Here is a 15614-nt window from a genome sequence, read left to right on the forward strand (position 1 = left end):
TCCTCTGGCTAATGCGTTAGGGGCTTTATGAGCCATGGAAATACCGGGGGCAAGAGCCGCGATGACTGACGAGGCAATCCGAATTGAAGCCTTGCGCAAGACCTACAAGGGCCGCAAGGGCCAGCCCGAGAAACAGGCACTGAAGGGGATCGACCTCACCGTGCCGCGTGGATCGGTGTTTGGCCTCTTGGGGCCGAATGGCGCGGGCAAGTCGACGCTGATCAATATCCTTGCCGGGCTGGTGCTGAAAACCAGCGGCAAAGTGACGATCTGGGGCTTCGATCAGGACGAAAACCCGCGTCAGAGCCGCGCCTCGATCGGGGTGATGCCGCAGGAGTTGAACCTCGACCCGTTCTTTACCCCACGCGGTGCGCTGGAGGTGCAGGCGGGCCTTTATGGCGTGCCAAAAGCCGAGCGCGACAGTGACGGCATCCTGAAACTGATCGGGTTGGAGGACAAGGCCGAAGCCTATGCCCGCACGCTTTCGGGGGGTATGCGGCGCAGGCTTTTGTTGGGCAAGGCGCTGGTGCATCGCCCCAATATCCTGGTGCTGGATGAGCCCACCGCCGGTGTCGACATCGAGTTGCGCCAGATGCTGTGGGAGAACGTCCGCAAGCTCAACGCGCAGGGCATGACCATCATCCTCACCACCCATTATCTGGAGGAAGCGCAGGAGATGTGCGACGAGATCGCCATCATCAATCAGGGCGAAGTGGTGGCGCGGGATTCGACTGCAAACCTGCTGGGCCGCCTTGATGCGCGCGCGATGGTGGTGCAGCCCGCCGCCCCCGTCACGACCCTGCCACAAGGGCCCGGGATCGAGGCCGAGCTGCGCGGTGACGGTGCCGTGGTGCTGCGCTACCACAGCAACGAAACCTCTGCCGAGGCGGTGCTGGAGGCGGTGCGCGCGGCCGGGATTTCCATCCGGGACGTCAAAACCGAAGAGGCCGACCTCGAAGATGTCTTCCTCGCGCTGACAAAGTCCCGCTGATGCAGATCCGTCCGTTTGAACCCCGTGACGCCGCCGACTGGGCGCGGATCTTTCACACCGCAGTGCATCAGGTCGGCGCGCGGGATTATACCCCCGAACAATGCGCCGCATGGAGCCCGGAACCCGCCCCCATCGATCGGGTGCTGGAGCGCGCGCAGGACGGCCGCCGTATCTGGGTCGCGGCGGATGCGGCGGATGTGGCGCAAGGCTTTATCGAGCTGGAGGCCGACGGCCACATCGACTGTTTCTACCTTGCCCCCAAGGTGGCCGGCACGGGCATCGGTGCGGACCTCTATGCCCGGCTGGAGGGGGAGGCCCGCGCCCTTGGTCTTGCGTCGCTTTATGTCGAGGCCAGCGAGGCGGCGCGGCGGTTCTTTCTACGGCAGGGCTTTGCCGAGGCCGGGCGCCGCGAGTTTGAACGGTGCGGTGTGATGATCCACAATTACGCGATGACCAAGGCGCTGACCTAGGCTCGTACTGGCGCAATGAACGCTCGCTCCGGGAGTTCGCGCCGCATAAGGTTCCTGAAACGATCAGGCGCGGCACGGCTGTGGTGGGCGTTCGGTATTTGGCTGAGAGGGATTTTAGGAATGGATTTGCATCAGATCGTCCTGTTTGCAGCTGCGGTTGTCGGGGTCTCTCTCATTCCCGGTCCAAGCACGCTGATCGCATTTGCCCATGGCGCAGGGAGCGGTTGGCTGCGGTCGATCTGGACCGCGCTGGGCAATGCAGCCGCGTCGATCTTGCAGGCGATTGCAGCCTCTGCCGGGCTGGGGGTGGTGCTTGCCGGGTCCGCGAGCCTGTTTTTGGTGGTGAAATACCTGGGCGCTGCCTATCTGATCTGGGCCGGTATCCAGATGTGGCGCAACGCTGCGCGGCGGGTCGATATGGCAGAGGCGATGGGGCCAGCCACCATCAGCTCTGCCCGCCTGTTTGTCAGCGGCTTCACCGTGGCGGCGAGCAATCCCAAGGCCATCATATTCTTCACCGCGTTATTTCCGCAGTTCCTGTCACCTGAAGGCACAGGACTTGGACAGCTTGCCACAATGGTCACAGTGGTCGGACTGGGGTCATTTGGTGTGGCGGCGTTTTACTGCGGGCTTGGCGCTTGGGTGCGCGAGTTGAAACTGTCTCGCCGGGCGATGTCCCGGCTGCATAAGGCCACGGGCGGGGTGTTCGTCGCCAGTGGCCTTAGCCTCGTTGCCGCGCGCTAAGGGCGTCAGCGTTCGATCCTGGCCTGATAGCAGTTGTTGCGTGCGGATCGGACGTGGATGTAGCGCACGCGCGGGTCGGCGAGGATCTCTTCGGCCTGCGCCATCATCCGGTCCTTGCCGATCACGATCCCGGTGCCGTAAACGATGCGGTCGTCTGCGCCATATCCCTTGATCAGATAGTCGGGGGAGCGGGTGAAGACCTCTGGCATCTCCGGGCCCTCGTGCCGGGGGCAAGCATCGGCGCAGAGGAAGATCGGCCCGGTTTCCGCATAGGGCTGTGCTGTGGGAAAGGGGCGATGCGCGAGGATCAGCATCTCGGCCCCCTCGGGGATATAGGTCAGGCAGTGGCGACAGGGGTTGCCACCGCCGTCAGAGGTGGCGCGTTCCGGTGTCTGGCCATGGGCGTCGGGCTGGCCGGCCTGATAGGCGCGCACGGTTTCGGTGGGCATGGCGATGATCTGGGGCATGGGGGATCGTCCTGTTGTTGATCTGTCCGCCCTGGCTAGCAACCCCTGCGTTGCCGCCGCGACCCGGATCTTGCGCCTTCGCCGCGGTGGCAGGCGCCCCATGCCGGGGGAGGCTCCCGCCGGGGGCGTCTGCATTGTAAATGCCGCCGCCCCCGTTGGGCCCGGCAGCGCGCCTGGCGGCGCGCTGCGCATCGCGCGCCGCTGGCGATGCGTGAAACCTGCAAGGCCCGCTGTCACAAAACTGCCGAGATCGCACTCCCCGGTTTCCCAACCGCGTCACAGGCTGTAGAACCCGGGTCAAACCACTGTCGCTGACCGGAGACGAAACATGCCCGCACCCAAACCCGTTGTTCTTTGCATCCTTGATGGCTGGGGCAGTGCCGAGCCGGGACCGGCCAATGCGCCCTATCTTGCAAAGACGCCGACGCTGGATGCGATCATGGCAAGCAGCCCCACCGCGCGGCTGATCACCCATGGTCCCGATGTGGGGCTGCCCAGCGGTCAGATGGGCAATTCCGAGGTCGGCCATACCAATATTGGCGCGGGCCGGGTGGTGGCGATGGATCTCGGCCAGATCGATCTGGCGATCGAGGACGGGTCCTTTTACGACAATGCCGCGCTTCAGGCCTTTATCGCCAAGCTGAAGGAGACGGGCGGCGCGGCGCATCTGATGGGGCTTGTGTCCGATGGCGGCGTGCATGGCCATGTGACCCATATCTTGGCCGCGATTAAGGCGATCCGCGATGCGGGCGTGCCGGTTTGGCTGCATGCGGTCACCGACGGGCGCGACGTGGCGCCGAAATCGGCGCTGGGCTATCTGGATCAGCTTGAGGCCGGTATGGCGGAGGGGGCGCAGATCGCCACCGTCACCGGGCGCTATTTCGCCATGGACCGCGACAACCGCTGGGAACGGGTTTCTCAGGCCTATGCTGCGATGGTGAAGGGGGAAGGTCCGTTCACCGCCGCCACCGCCAAAGAGGCGGTTGAGGCCGCCTATGGGCGTGACGAGCTGGATGAATTCGTCAAGGCCACGGTAGTCGACGGCTTTGATGGCATTCAGGACGGCGACGGGTTCTTCTGCCTCAACTTCCGGGCGGACCGGGCGCGGGAAATCCTGCGCGCCATTGGCGAGCCGGAGTTTGCGGAGTTCGACACCGGCCCCCGGCCCGCGCTCGCGGGGCTGCTGGGCATGGTGGAATATTCCCAGGGCCACAACGCCTATATGACCACCGCCTATCCCAAAAAGGCCATCGTCAACACGCTGGGCGAATGGGTGGCCAAACAGGGCAAGCGTCAGTTCCGTCTGGCGGAGACCGAGAAATATCCCCATGTGACCTTCTTCCTGAACGGCGGCAAGGAAACACCCGAGGAGGGCGAGGACCGCTTCATGCCCAAATCGCCCAAGGTGGCGACCTATGATTTGCAGCCCGAGATGTCCGCGCCCGAGGTCACCGAGAAATTTGTTGAGGCGATCAAGGCGGGCTATGACCTCATTGTCACCAACTACGCCAACCCCGACATGGTTGGTCACACAGGGGACCTTGATGCGGCCATCAAGGCCTGTGAGGCGGTGGATCAGGGGCTTGGCGCGGTTGTCGCGGCCCTGAAAGAGGCGGGCGGCGCGATGATCGTTACTGCCGACCACGGCAATTGCGAGGTGATGGTCGACCCGGACACAGGCGGGGCGCATACGGCGCATACCACCAATCTGGTGCCGGTGGCGCTGGTCGGCGGGCCGGAGGGGGCGGCGCTGAAGGACGGGCGTCTGGCCGATCTGGCGCCGACGCTGCTGGCCTTGATGGGGCTGGAGCAACCCGCGGAGATGACCGGGGAGAGCCTGCTGGCATGAGCCGGGCATGGGCAATGGTTCTGGGACTCGGCCTCGCCGCGTTTACGGCGGGCGTGGTGCGGGCGGCGCCGTCCGACCCGGGCGAGGCGGCGGCATCGGCCGCGTCGGCGCTTGAGGCGGCGGCAGTGCGTCTGGATCAGGCCGAGGGCGCGCGCGACCGGGTCAAGGCGCTCACCGAGACGGTGCGCGCCTATGAGGCCGGGCTGCAGGCGATGCGGGACGGGCTGCGCCGGGTGGCGCGGCGGGAAACCCAGCTGACGACCCAGCTGAAGGCGCGCGAGGGCGAGGTGGCGGAGCTGCTCGGGGTGATCACCACCATCGAGACTTCGACGCCGCCGGTGCTGATGCTGCATCCCTCCGGCCCGCTGGGCGCGGCCCGGTCGGCGATGATGTTGGCGGAGGTCACCCCGGGGGTGCAGGCGCGCGCCGATGCGCTGCGCAACGACGTGCAGGAGGTGCGCGACCTGCGGCTCTTGCAACAGAGCGCGGCGCAGAAACTGGAGGAGGGCTTGCAGGGGGTGCAGGCGGCCCGTGCGGCGCTGTCGACGGCGATCGCCGACCGCCAGGATCTGCCGCAGCGCTATACCGAGGACCCGGTGCAGACCGCGATCCTGATCTCCTCGACCGAGACGCTCACCGGGTTTGCGGACGGTCTGGCGCTGATTGCCGAGGCCAACGGGATCGAGACCACCCGCGGCGACGTCTCCGATCGCCGCGGCGATCTGGCGCTGCCGGTCGAGGGGCTGCTGCTGCGTGGCTACGGCGAGCGGGATGCCGCCGGGGTGGCCCGGGCCGGGGTGCTGGTGGCGACCCGTCCGCGGGCGCTGGTCACCAGCCCCACGGCGGCCACCATCCGCTATCTCGGGCCCTTGCTGGACCTGGGCAATGTGGTGATTCTGGAACCGCAGCCGGACACATTGTTCATCCTCTCCGGCCTTGCCGAGGTCTTTGGCAGCGCCGGACAGGTCATTCCCGAGGGCACGCCGGTGGGTCTGATGGGCGGTGAGGCGGCCGCGAGCAGCGCGATTTTGTCACTTAGCGGTGAAGGGGGTGGAACTGGCCGCTCGGAAACGCTCTATATAGAAGTCAGAATGGAAAACAGTCCCGTGGACCCGGAAACGTGGTTCAGGACCGGGCAAGGTGGATAGGCAAGAGATGAAGAAATTTGCGATGGCGGCTCTGGGCGGGACGCTCGCGGGCTTTGTGGCGACGACCTATGTGGCGGCACCGCTGCTGGCACAGGAAAGCAGTGAGGCAACCGTCTACGAGCAGCTCGACCTGTTCGGAGACATCTTCGAACGCATCCGCGCACAATATGTCGAAGAGGTGGACGAGACCGAGCTGATCGAGGCCGCGATCGGCGGCATGCTGCAATCGCTCGACCCGCACTCCAGCTACCTGTCGCCCGATGACGCCTCCAAGATGCGGGTGCAGACCCGGGGCGAATTCGGCGGCCTCGGCATCGAGGTCACGCAGGAGGACGGCTTCGTCAAGGTGGTCTCGCCGATGGATGGCACCCCCGCCTATGAGGCCGGTGTCGAGGCGGGCGATTTCATCACCCATGTGGATGGCGAGAGCCTGCTGGGCCTCGGCCTCGACGAAGCGGTGGAGCTGATGCGCGGCCCGGTTGGGTCCGAGATCATCATCACCGTGGTGCGCGAGGGCGAGGAGGAGCCGTTTGACGTCTCCATCATCCGCGACACCATCAAGCTCACCGCCGTGCGCAGCCGCACCGAGGGCGACAGCGTCGTGCTGCGGGTCACCACCTTCAACGAACAGACCACGCCCAATCTGGAGGAATACCTCGAGGAACAGGTCGAGGCGCTGGGCGGCATGGACAACGTCAACGGCATCGTGCTGGACCTGCGCAACAACCCGGGCGGGTTGCTGACCCAGGCGATCAGCGTCGCCGACAGTTTCCTCGAAAGCGGCGAGATCGTCTCCACCCGCGGGCGTCAGCCCGAGGACGGCGAACGGTTCAACGCCACCCCGGGCGACCTGATCGACGGCAAGCCGATCGTGGTGCTGATCAACGGCGGCTCTGCCTCGGCCTCGGAGATTGTCGCCGGCGCCTTGCAGGATCACCGCCGCGCCATCGTGGTGGGCACCAAATCCTTCGGCAAGGGCTCGGTTCAGACGGTGATGCCGCTGCGCGGCGATGGCGCCATGCGCCTGACCACCGCGCGGTATTACACGCCGTCGGGTCGCTCCATTCAGGCGCTGGGTGTGAGCCCCGACATTGTGGTGCAGCAGCCCCGCCGCCGCCCCGAGGCCGAAGAGGACGAGCCCGCAAGCTCTGCCTTTGGCCCCCGGTCCGAAGCCGACCTGCGTGGGCGTCTGAACAACGACAGCCTGTCCGAGGACGAGGTGCGCCAGATCGAGGCCGACCGCGAAAAGGCCGAGAAGGCCGCCGAGCTGCGCGAAGAGGATTATCAGCTGGCCTATGCCATCGACATCCTCAAGGGCCTGTCGGCGCTGGGTCCAAAGGACTGATACCGCGCGCGCTGCGCCGGGAACATCAACACGCAAGGGCTGCCTTTGGGCGGCCCTTTTTGCATGTCGGCTTGCATATCGGCTTGCCTGTCAGCGTGGACAAGCACGGAGGGCCGCCGGGGCCAGGGGCCGGGCGGGTCTGTCCGCGCAGTGGCGCGGAGGGTGCGGGGGATCATCGCCATTGCCGAGGCTGCTGCTCTGATCCGGTGATCCAGTGATCCGTGGCTGGGGCCCCGAAAGGGGGGCGGCGCCGCCGGGTGGAGGAGGGACAGACCCCGCGGGGTCTGCTCGCGCTGGCTTGCCAGAACGACCCCCTTTTTATCGGGGCCGGTCTCCGGTCTGAGCGCGGGCAGCCACACAGTTTGCCCGCGCCGGGTAGGGGTGATCGATCCCGGCCAGTCTGCCACAGGGATCTGAGGATCCGGTCACCACCGCGTGCGGGGGCCCGGCAACGGGGCGGGCGCTCTGGTCGCGGGCCCATTGTCGTTGTGTGCGAAGGTGGCCCGGCGCGGGGCGCATCCCGCATCGGACCCCGGTGGGCCTATTTCGCCGCCAGCATGCCGAGGTCCTTGGTGGCCATGGGGGTCCTTTTCTGGGTCCTGATGGGGCTTCCTTTGCACAATGCAAAACAGGTGTGGGGTGCGCGCTGGTGGATTTTACGGGGAGAAACCGCGTGTCGACCGCATTTTCGTCCGCGCAGCGGCGGGGGAATAGACGCCCGATTTTCGGCGTCATCGCCGGGCGATCTGGGCTAAGCTTCGTGCCATGATGTTCGATTTGCCTGATTCACAGACGCTGTACCAAGCGTTGCTCTCCCGCGATGCGGCCTATGACGGGCGCGCCTATGTGGGGGTCACCTCGACCGGGATTTTCTGTCGCCTGACCTGTCCGGCGCGCAAACCGAAGTTCGAGAACTGCCAGTTCTTCGCCACGCCCGGCGCCTGTATCGAGGCGGGGTTTCGCGCCTGCAAACGCTGCCACCCGGTCGATGCGGCGGCGGGCAATGATCCGAACGTGCGGCGATTGCTGGCGGCGTTGGAGGCGCGCCCGGGCCATCGCTGGGGCGAGGGCGACGTGATCGCCATGGGGCTGGATCCCTCCACCACGCGGCGCGCCTTCAAGCGGCAGTTCGGCATGACCTTTCTGGAAATGGCCCGCCAGCGCCGGTTGCGGGACGGTTTCACCACCCTGAGCGCGGGCGAGCCGGTGATTGCGGCGCAGCTTGATGCCGGTTTCGAGAGCCCAAGCGCCTTTCGCGCCGCCTTTGCACGGTTGGTCGGGGTGGCGCCGGGCGCGTTTCGCAAGGACGCGCAGCTGCTGGCCGACTGGATCGACACGCCGCTGGGGGCGATGGTGGCGGTGGCCTGCCAGCATCGGTTGCACCTGCTGGAATTTGCCGATCGCAAGGCGCTGCCGCGCGAGGTGGCAAAGCTGCAAAAGCGCCACCCCGGCGGGATCGGCTTTGGCCGCCCGGCGGTGATCGACCAGGCGGCGGAGGAGCTTGCGGCCTATTTCGCGGGTCAGGCGGCGCGGTTTGAGACGCCGCTGGCCTATCACGGCACCGGCTTCGAAGCGGAGGTCTGGCGCGCCCTGCGCGAGATCCCCGCCGGAGAGACCCGCAGTTACGGCCAGTTGGCCAAGGCACTGGGGCGCCCCGGGTCCAGCCGCGCGGTGGCCCGTGCCAATGGGGCCAACCAGATCGCGGTGATGATCCCCTGTCACCGGGTGCTGGGGGCCGACGGCGCATTGACCGGCTATGGTGGCGGCCTGTGGCGCAAGCAGCGCCTGATCGAGATCGAACGCAGCCTGAGCACATCCGCCGCCTAGGCCGCTCCCCGTTTCCCTGGTGTCAGAAGGGGCTTCCGACCTGTGCGGTCGGACCCGCGCGCGCCGGGCCTTTGGCCCGGCGCGCGCCCCTCGGCGGGCCCGTCAGGGCTCGCAATACCTCTGGACTGGCCTTGCGCGTTGAATGACCTCAGGTCCGTCAGGTGGTTTCCAGACAATGGCGGCGGAAGGCGCGTTTCAGCATGTCCAGCTCCGCGCGCAGCAGCTCCACCTCGGCCCGCAGGTCATCCACCAGCGGCTCGCCCGCGATCAGGGTGAAATCGCCCAGTTTCTCATCCGAGCCGGCCTCATAGATGACAAAGCTCTGCACACCATCGCCCACGGCTTCGGTCGGGATCGGAATGGACAGGGTCCAGCATCCCGGCGTCTCCGCCTCGGTCAGCGCCACATCGGCAACCTCGCGGTCGAGATAGCGCACGGCGATCTGCGGCCGGGGCCCGCCGTGCGGCGCGTTCTCGATCTGGCCCTCCCAGACGCCGGAGCGGAAACGGATCTTGCGTAGGTTGAGGGCGCTCATGGGGATCTCCTGGGATTGGGACAGGGCAGGGGCGGGTGGCAAACGGGGCTGGGGCAGGTGGCAGACGGGGCCGGGGCAGACCTCAGAGGTTGGCGCGGCGGAAACGGGCGAAGGTCACATCCCGCAGCACCACTTGGTTCAGGTCGGGGGCTTCGAAGATCAGGTCGAGCCAGGCTTTCTCGATCCGCTTTTCGTTCAGCCGCGAATAGGCCAGATCGTATTCCACCGTCATGTTTTTCTCGCCCGGCGGCAGTTCGCGGACCAGTTGTTCGGTATTGGGGCCGTGCTTGATGTTGAGGCGGGCGAAGATCTCGATCGGCTTTTCGCTTTCGACGATACAATCCATGCGCACCAGATGCTGCCGCGTCAGCCCGCGCGTCGCCTCTGCCGGCAGGTCGATGACAAGCGACAGAAACGACCCATCGAACTGGAACACATCCATCCGCAGGCCAAAGGGCGCCAGGTCCTCCTCCCGCGTGTTGCGCAGCTGGCGCAGGGTCAGTTCCGAGATGGCACAGTCGTGAAACATCTGGATCTCGTGGCCGAGGCGGGTCTTGCTGGGCACCGAGGACACCCCCACCACCGGCAAGGGGCCGCGCCAGAGCTCGGGGCGCCAGGACCAGTCGGTTCCATGCGGGCGGGCAAAGGCGCTGGAGCCGACACGCGGCAGCGCCAGGCGCCCGTCGGCGATGTGGATCAGCTGGTCGAGCTGGGCGCGCAGCTGCCGGGCGGCGTTGCGCTGCTGGCGCAGGAGCGGCAATGGCGCGCCCGGGGCCTGTCGCACCGCACTGCGCCAGCGCCGCAGCGCGCCTGCATTCAACAGCTGCTCCAGAAGTCTGCCCATCCTGCCCCCACGGCTCGCGTTCTCGCGTGTCTGCCCGGGATGTTCGCCCGGATTTGTCCGCCATATTAACGGACTAGCCACCGGAGACAAAGGTGTTTCTGAGGCGCGCCGTGACGGCTGTTCAGCCGTCCGAGCGCTGCGGAGCCGCAGCTGCGGAGGCGGTCGCGACGGGCGCGGTGTCCCCCGGACGCGACAGGGGCCGTGCGGTCTGCTCCGGCGCCGACTCGCCGGGGGCCGCCGGGGTGGTGGTCTCCGCCAGGCGGGTGGCATTGCGCGAGGCGCGCACGAATTCGCGGATCAGCCGGGCGCCCTTCTCTCCGAGGTAGGTGCTGCCATCCGGCGCATAGAGCGCAACCGACACCAGATGCCCGTGCACCACAAAGGCACCGCGCCAATGGGTGCCGCTGGCGCCCTCTGCGGAATGGCCGTCCATATGCAGTTTCACCAGCGGCAGATCGCGGTCGCTGCGGGTTTCCAGCACCCGGGCGGTGCGGCGGCTGGTGGTGAAGGCGGCGCGCAGGGCTTCGGCCGAGGGGGCGGGGGTGTTGGCGGCCACGGCGCCGACGGTGGCGGTCAGCATTGCGCCCTCGGCGCCGCGAAAGCGGCCAAAGGTGCTCATGCGCGCGCAATCGGCCAGCAACGCAAAGCCGCCGGTGGCGGTGTGCTTCTCCATCTGCGCGTCGAAACAGAACCCGCTGGGCGCGGCGAGGATCAGCTGCCCGTCGCCGAACACCGCGGTGAGCGCGCGACCACGGCCGCTGCCGGGGCGGGAGATGTCCTCTCCCGGCGGCGCAAAGGCGAGCCGGTTGCCCTGCATGCAGCCCGCCAGCAGCAACGGTGCGACCAGCACAAGGCAAAGCGCGCCGAGACCGCCCCATCTGCTGCGGGCGATCCCGCGCCGGATGCGGCCGGCGGCCGCCAGGGTCTGTGCGATTGTCTGCCTCACGGTCTGCCCTTCGTGATCTGCGCCTGTGCCGCCTATGGTGTCGCCCGTGGTGTCGCGCAGGCTTTCGCCTGTGGTTCCACCTGTGTGTGATGGCCTGCGTGCAAGCCTGCTTCAGCCCGACAAATCGATGGATCAGACCCCTGATCAAAGGATATATACACGGCTGAATACTGCCCAAAAGTTCTAAACCCAGCACCGTGGCGGAACAAGGATAAAGGAGGCGTGACCGGGCGAGGCTTGAATTGTGGCGGTATCACGCTTACCTCACGCGCCTTGACGGCGCCCTGTGCACCAGACGCCCCCATACGCGCGAACCGCCGCGCCGCTCTTGCCGCCCGGGGGCTCCGGTCACCAGGGCGGCCCGGACCGACAGAAAGGACATAGGCTGTGGAGCCAAGCCTGTTTGCCTTTATCTGGCGCTATTCCAAGCGCCAGCAACTCGGTCTGCTGGTCCTGACGCTGCTGAGTTTTCCGTTTCTCTATGCGACGTTGGAGCTGCCCAAGCGGATCGTCAACGATGCCATCGGCGCGCCGAGCGACTGGATCATGCTCTGGGGGTGGCGGCTGAGTTCCGAGTCCTATCTGCTGGTGCTGTGCTTCACCTTCCTGGCGGCGGTGCTGGCCAGCGGCCTGATGAAGATGCGGCTCAACACGCTCAAGGGTATCCTGTCGGAGCGGCTGCTGCGGCGCCTGCGCTATCAGATGATCGCGCGGATGATGCGGTTCCCCTCGGGCCACTTCCGCACCACCTCGCAGGGGGAGATGGTGTCGCTCATCACCTCCGAATCAGAGCCGATGGGCGGGCTGATGGGGGATGCGGTGGCGCAGCCGGTGTTTCAGGCCGGGCAGATGCTGACCATCGTGGCGTTCCTGTTTGTGCAGAGCGTCTGGTTCGGGCTGGCCTCGGTGGCGCTGATCCCGTTGCAGGCCTGGCTGATCCCGATGCTGCAACGCCAGATCAACCTCCTCAACAAGGACCGGATCGTCGAGCTGCGCGCGCTCTCTGCCGAGATCGGCGAGACCGCCGCCGGGCTGTCCGACCTGCGCAGCAACGGCGGCTGGCGCTACCGGCTGGCGCAGGTCTCCAACCGGCTGGGCCGCCTGTTCGAGATCCGCCGCCGCATCTTCATGAAAAAGTTCTTCATGAAGTTCCTCAACAACCTGATCGGCCATCTGACGCCGTTCTTCTTTTATTCGGTGGGCGGCCTGCTGGCGATCCGGGGCGAGATCACCGTGGGCGCGCTGGTGGCGGCGCTGGCGGCCTACAAGGATCTGTCGGCCCCGTGGAAAGAGCTGCTGACCTATTACAACCAGGTGCAGGACATGTCGCTGCGCTGGCAGGTCATGCGCGAGAAATTCGCCCCGCCCGGGATGCTCGACGCGGCGCTGTTCGAGGGCGAACCCCGGAGCCTGCCGCATCTGCGCGGCGCGATCGAGCTGCGCGATGTCACCGTCCGCGATGGCGAGGGCAAGCCGATCCTGGACGGGCTCTCGCTGACCATCCCGGCGGGCGCGCAGGTGGCGATCCAGAGCACCTCGGCGGCGGAGCGTCAGGCGCTGGCGCAGCTTCTGACCCGCGAGGTGCTGCCGGCGCGGGGCGAGGTCATCGTGGCCGGGCGCCCCCTGGCGGAGCTGCACCAGGGGGTGATCGCCAGCCGCATCGGCTATGCCTTCAGCGGGCCCTATCTGTTTGACGGCTCGCTGGGGGACAATGTGCTGATGCCGCTGCGCAACCGGCCCCGCGCCACCGCGCCGGAGCTGCAACTGCTGAGCCGCGCCGAGGCGGTGCGGGCGGGCAACAGCGCCGATCCGCTGCATGCGGATTGGGTGAACCCGGATCTGGCCGGGCTCGGCTCTGAGGACGGGCTGCGCGACTGGTGGTTCCAGCTGGTGGAGGCGATGGGCATCGACGGCCAGCTGTTTCACCGCACCCTGCATGCCCGGCTGATGGATCATCACCGCGCGCTGGAGGCGCAGATCACCGCCCTGCGGCCCCGCATCGCCGCCCGGCTGGCGGCGCAGGGGCTGGGGGATGTGGTCTATCGCTTCCTGCCGGAGCGCTACAATCCCACGCTGCCGCTGGCCGAGAACATGATGTTCGCCTTTCCGGTGCAGCCGGTGCCGACAGAGCTGTTCACCGATCCCGACGGCCCGTTTCAGCGGGTACTGCGGGCCGAGGGGCTGGAGGCGGAGACCCGCGACATCAGCCTGGCGCTGATCGACACGCTGCAACGGACCTTTGGCAAGGGCGACACCTCGCACCCGCTGTTCCGGCGGCTGGGGCTGGACGAGGATCTCTATGCCCGCATCACCCGCGCGGCCGATCACCACACCGGCGGCGGCACGCTGGGGCGCGAAGACAATGCGCTGTTGTGCACGCTGCCCTTCCTGCTGACCGAAGAGCAGATCGGCGCCGGTCTGCCGCGCGCCTACAAGGATCGCATCCTCGAAATCCGGGCGCGGCGCGGCGATCTGCTGCTGTCGGACTGCGCCGGGGTCTATCGCCGCCTGCGCTCCGAAGAATACGCCCGCAAGCTGACGGTGCTGGAAAACGCGCTGTTTGGCCGGGTGTCGATCCACGCGGGTGCCCGCGCGCAGGCGGTGGAGGATGTGGTGGCCGAGGTGATGGCCGACCACGATCTGAAGGCGCGGCTGGCGCTGATGATCTACGACCTGCCGACCGGGCTGGGCGGCGCCTTGCTGGAGCCGGTGTTCCGCGAACGCGCCGCCTTTACCCGGGCGGCGATCAAGCGGCCCGATATCCTGATCCTCGATCACGTGCTGGCCAGCCATGACGCCGACAACCGGCTGAAGACCCGCACCCGGTTGCAGGCGCTCCTGCCCAAGACCACGATGATCCACCTCGAAGACCATTTCGAGAACCCCTCGCGCTATGACATGTATCTGGAGCTGACGGACGGGCGGCTGGACGGGCAGGAGGGCGTGGCTGCGCCCTGGCCCGAGACGGCAGAACAGGGCGGCGATTTTGATCGCAAGCTAGCGGTGATCGGCGATGTCGATCTGTTTGCGCGACTGGATCCCCGCAATCAGCGCCTGCTGGCCTTTTCCGCCGCCTGGGTGCAGGTGCCGACGGGCACTGCGGTGTTCCGCGCCGGCGCCGAGGGCGATGCGGTCTACCTGTGCCTGTCCGGCCGTGCGGCGCTGCAATTCCCCGAAGACGGCAGCCAGCTCGACGAGATCGGCCCCGGGCGGCTGATCGGGGATCTGGCGGTGATCACCGGCGAGCCGCGCCAGCTCGACCTGCTGGCGGTCGAGGACTGCGTGTTCCTGCGCATCGGGGCCGAGGAATATTGCACCGTGATCGAGAGCGATGTCTCGGTGGCGGTGCAATTGCTGAAAACGGTCTCCGGACATCTGTCGAGCGCCGCCGTCGCCTTGCAGGCGGCGCGGACGGGGCCGCAACCCGACGACAGCGCGCAGCGCTAGGGCTGATCCCACTCGGGCGCGGGATGCTGGTCAGGCGCGCCCGGCTCGCTTACAAGGGGCAAAACGCCGAAGGACCGCCCGCAATGCGCTATCACCCCCACGAGATCCTGCTGCAGGACGCCCGCAAGATGCCGGAGCTCTGGCGTCTGGCGGTCGGCGTTGTGCTGGTGATCGTGACCTGGTTTGCGCTGGGGCTGCTGTCGGACCTGCTGGTGCTGCCGGCGGTGCTGGCGCTGACCGGCGACGCGGATCTGTTTGGTGGCAATGATGCCGCCGGGATGGCGGTGCTGCTGGGCAATTTCCTCTATGCCATCATTGCCGTGGGGCTGGTGTTGCAGATGCTGCACGGGCGCAGTCTTGGCTCTCTGGTGGGGCCGCGGGATCGGGTGCTCCGGCAGTGGTGGCAGGTGGTGCGTATCCTGCTGGTGCTGGTCTGCGTCGTGGTGGTGCTGCCACCCTACGACATGGGCGAACCGGTGGTGGCGCAGCTGACGTTTGGACGCTGGCTGCTGTTGTTGCCGCTGTCGCTGGTGCTGGTGCTGATCCAGGTCAGCGCCGAGGAAATCCTGTTTCGCGGCTATCTTCAGCAGGGGCTCGCCGCCCGGTTCCGGAGCCCGCTGGTCTGGCTGCTCCTGCCCTCGCTCCTGTTTGGCATGGGCCACTACATGCCGCAGGAGGCCGGGGACAATGCCTGGCTCATCGTGGCGAGCGCCACCCTCTATGGCATGCTGATGGCGGATCTGACCGCGCGGGCCGGCAGTCTCGGCCCGGCGATCGCGGTGCATTTCATCAACAACGTCTGGTCCCTGCTGGTGGTGGCCTCGCCCTCCAGCCTCAACGGGCTGGCGCTCTATCTGCACCCCTTTGCAATGGATGACGTGGCGGCGCTGCGCCCCTGGCTGCTGGTGGACCTGATGGTGCTCCTTGTCACGTGGCTTGCGGCGCGGGTTGCGATCAGGGCCTGATTGCAATTGACGCAAACTCGCCTTATCTGGGGTTCC

13 protein-coding genes are annotated in these 15614 nt (G+C 67.0%); 9 read left to right on the forward strand and 4 right to left on the reverse strand.

Translation table 11 applies throughout. From position 1 onward, the window contains the following. Positions 1-61: 61 nt before the first annotated feature. The 3 genes from MHM88_RS17460 to MHM88_RS17470 all read left to right on the forward strand — a co-directional run bounded on the left by MHM88_RS17460 (position 62) and on the right by MHM88_RS17470 (position 2205). Positions 62-991 carry an ABC transporter ATP-binding protein gene (locus MHM88_RS17460; RefSeq protein WP_239367862.1) on the forward strand — a complete coding sequence of 310 codons (930 nt, stop codon included), beginning with the start codon at positions 62-64 and terminating at the stop codon, positions 989-991. Then, positions 991-1461 carry a GNAT family N-acetyltransferase gene (locus tag MHM88_RS17465; protein WP_239367864.1) on the forward strand — a complete coding sequence of 157 codons (471 nt, stop codon included), beginning with the start codon at positions 991-993 and terminating at the stop codon, positions 1459-1461. The genes MHM88_RS17460 and MHM88_RS17465 overlap by 1 nt, the downstream gene beginning before the upstream one ends. Before the next feature lie 120 nt (positions 1462-1581). Continuing rightward, entirely contained in the window at positions 1582-2205 is a 624-nt protein-coding gene (locus MHM88_RS17470) for a LysE family translocator (RefSeq protein ID WP_239367866.1), read from the forward strand. Positions 2206-2210: 5 nt separating this feature from the next. Here the strand turns inward: MHM88_RS17470 and MHM88_RS17475 are convergent, their stop codons facing one another. Continuing rightward, positions 2211-2672, reverse strand: a complete 462-nt coding sequence (locus tag MHM88_RS17475) for a DUF1203 domain-containing protein (protein WP_239367868.1) — start codon at positions 2670-2672, stop codon at positions 2211-2213. 328 nt (positions 2673-3000) lie between these two features. Here MHM88_RS17475 and gpmI point away from each other — a divergent pair, with 328 nt between their 5' ends. The 4 genes from gpmI (at position 3001) to MHM88_RS17495 (ending at position 8841) form a co-directional block, all read left to right on the forward strand. Then, positions 3001-4521, forward strand: a complete 1521-nt coding sequence (gene gpmI / locus MHM88_RS17480; RefSeq protein WP_239367870.1) for a 2,3-bisphosphoglycerate-independent phosphoglycerate mutase — start codon at positions 3001-3003, stop codon at positions 4519-4521. Beyond that, positions 4518-5669 carry a murein hydrolase activator EnvC gene (locus MHM88_RS17485; protein WP_370687508.1) on the forward strand — a complete coding sequence of 384 codons (1152 nt, stop codon included), beginning with the start codon at positions 4518-4520 and terminating at the stop codon, positions 5667-5669. Before gpmI ends, MHM88_RS17485 begins: the two co-directional genes overlap by 4 nt. 7 nt (positions 5670-5676) lie before the next feature. Next, the gene (locus MHM88_RS17490; protein ID WP_239367872.1) at positions 5677-7014 is read left to right on the forward strand and encodes a S41 family peptidase; all 1338 of its coding nucleotides are present in this window, start codon (positions 5677-5679) and stop codon (positions 7012-7014) included. Positions 7015-7779: 765 nt separating this feature from the next. Then, positions 7780-8841 carry a bifunctional transcriptional activator/DNA repair enzyme AdaA gene (locus MHM88_RS17495; protein WP_239367874.1) on the forward strand — a complete coding sequence of 354 codons (1062 nt, stop codon included), beginning with the start codon at positions 7780-7782 and terminating at the stop codon, positions 8839-8841. 157 nt (positions 8842-8998) lie between these two features. On the opposite strand, the gene MHM88_RS17500 is transcribed toward MHM88_RS17495, so the two are convergent. The 3 genes from MHM88_RS17500 to MHM88_RS17510 all read right to left on the reverse strand — a co-directional run bounded on the left by MHM88_RS17500 (position 8999) and on the right by MHM88_RS17510 (position 11166). After that, positions 8999-9376: a hypothetical protein gene (locus tag MHM88_RS17500; RefSeq protein ID WP_239367876.1), complete on the reverse strand. Its 378-nt coding sequence runs from the start codon at positions 9374-9376 to the stop codon at positions 8999-9001. Positions 9377-9458: 82 nt separating this feature from the next. Beyond that, entirely contained in the window at positions 9459-10220 is a 762-nt protein-coding gene (locus tag MHM88_RS17505; protein ID WP_239367878.1) for a DUF6478 family protein, read from the reverse strand. A gap of 121 nt (positions 10221-10341) precedes the next feature. Beyond that, positions 10342-11166 carry a hypothetical protein gene (locus MHM88_RS17510; RefSeq protein WP_239367880.1) on the reverse strand — a complete coding sequence of 275 codons (825 nt, stop codon included), beginning with the start codon at positions 11164-11166 and terminating at the stop codon, positions 10342-10344. 387 nt (positions 11167-11553) lie between these two features. On the opposite strand from MHM88_RS17510, the gene MHM88_RS17515 reads away from it, so the two are divergent. Both MHM88_RS17515 and MHM88_RS17520 read left to right on the forward strand, forming a co-directional pair. After that, a complete protein-coding gene (locus tag MHM88_RS17515) occupies positions 11554-14613 on the forward strand; it encodes an ABC transporter transmembrane domain-containing protein (RefSeq protein WP_239367882.1) in 3060 nt (1019 codons plus the stop codon). Between the two features lie 83 nt (positions 14614-14696). After that, positions 14697-15578 carry a CPBP family intramembrane glutamic endopeptidase gene (locus MHM88_RS17520; RefSeq protein WP_239367884.1) on the forward strand — a complete coding sequence of 294 codons (882 nt, stop codon included), beginning with the start codon at positions 14697-14699 and terminating at the stop codon, positions 15576-15578. Positions 15579-15614: the final 36 nt, after the last annotated feature.

It is taken from the genome of Epibacterium sp. MM17-32 (assembly GCF_022348205.1).
GTDB lineage: Bacteria > Pseudomonadota > Alphaproteobacteria > Rhodobacterales > Rhodobacteraceae > Epibacterium.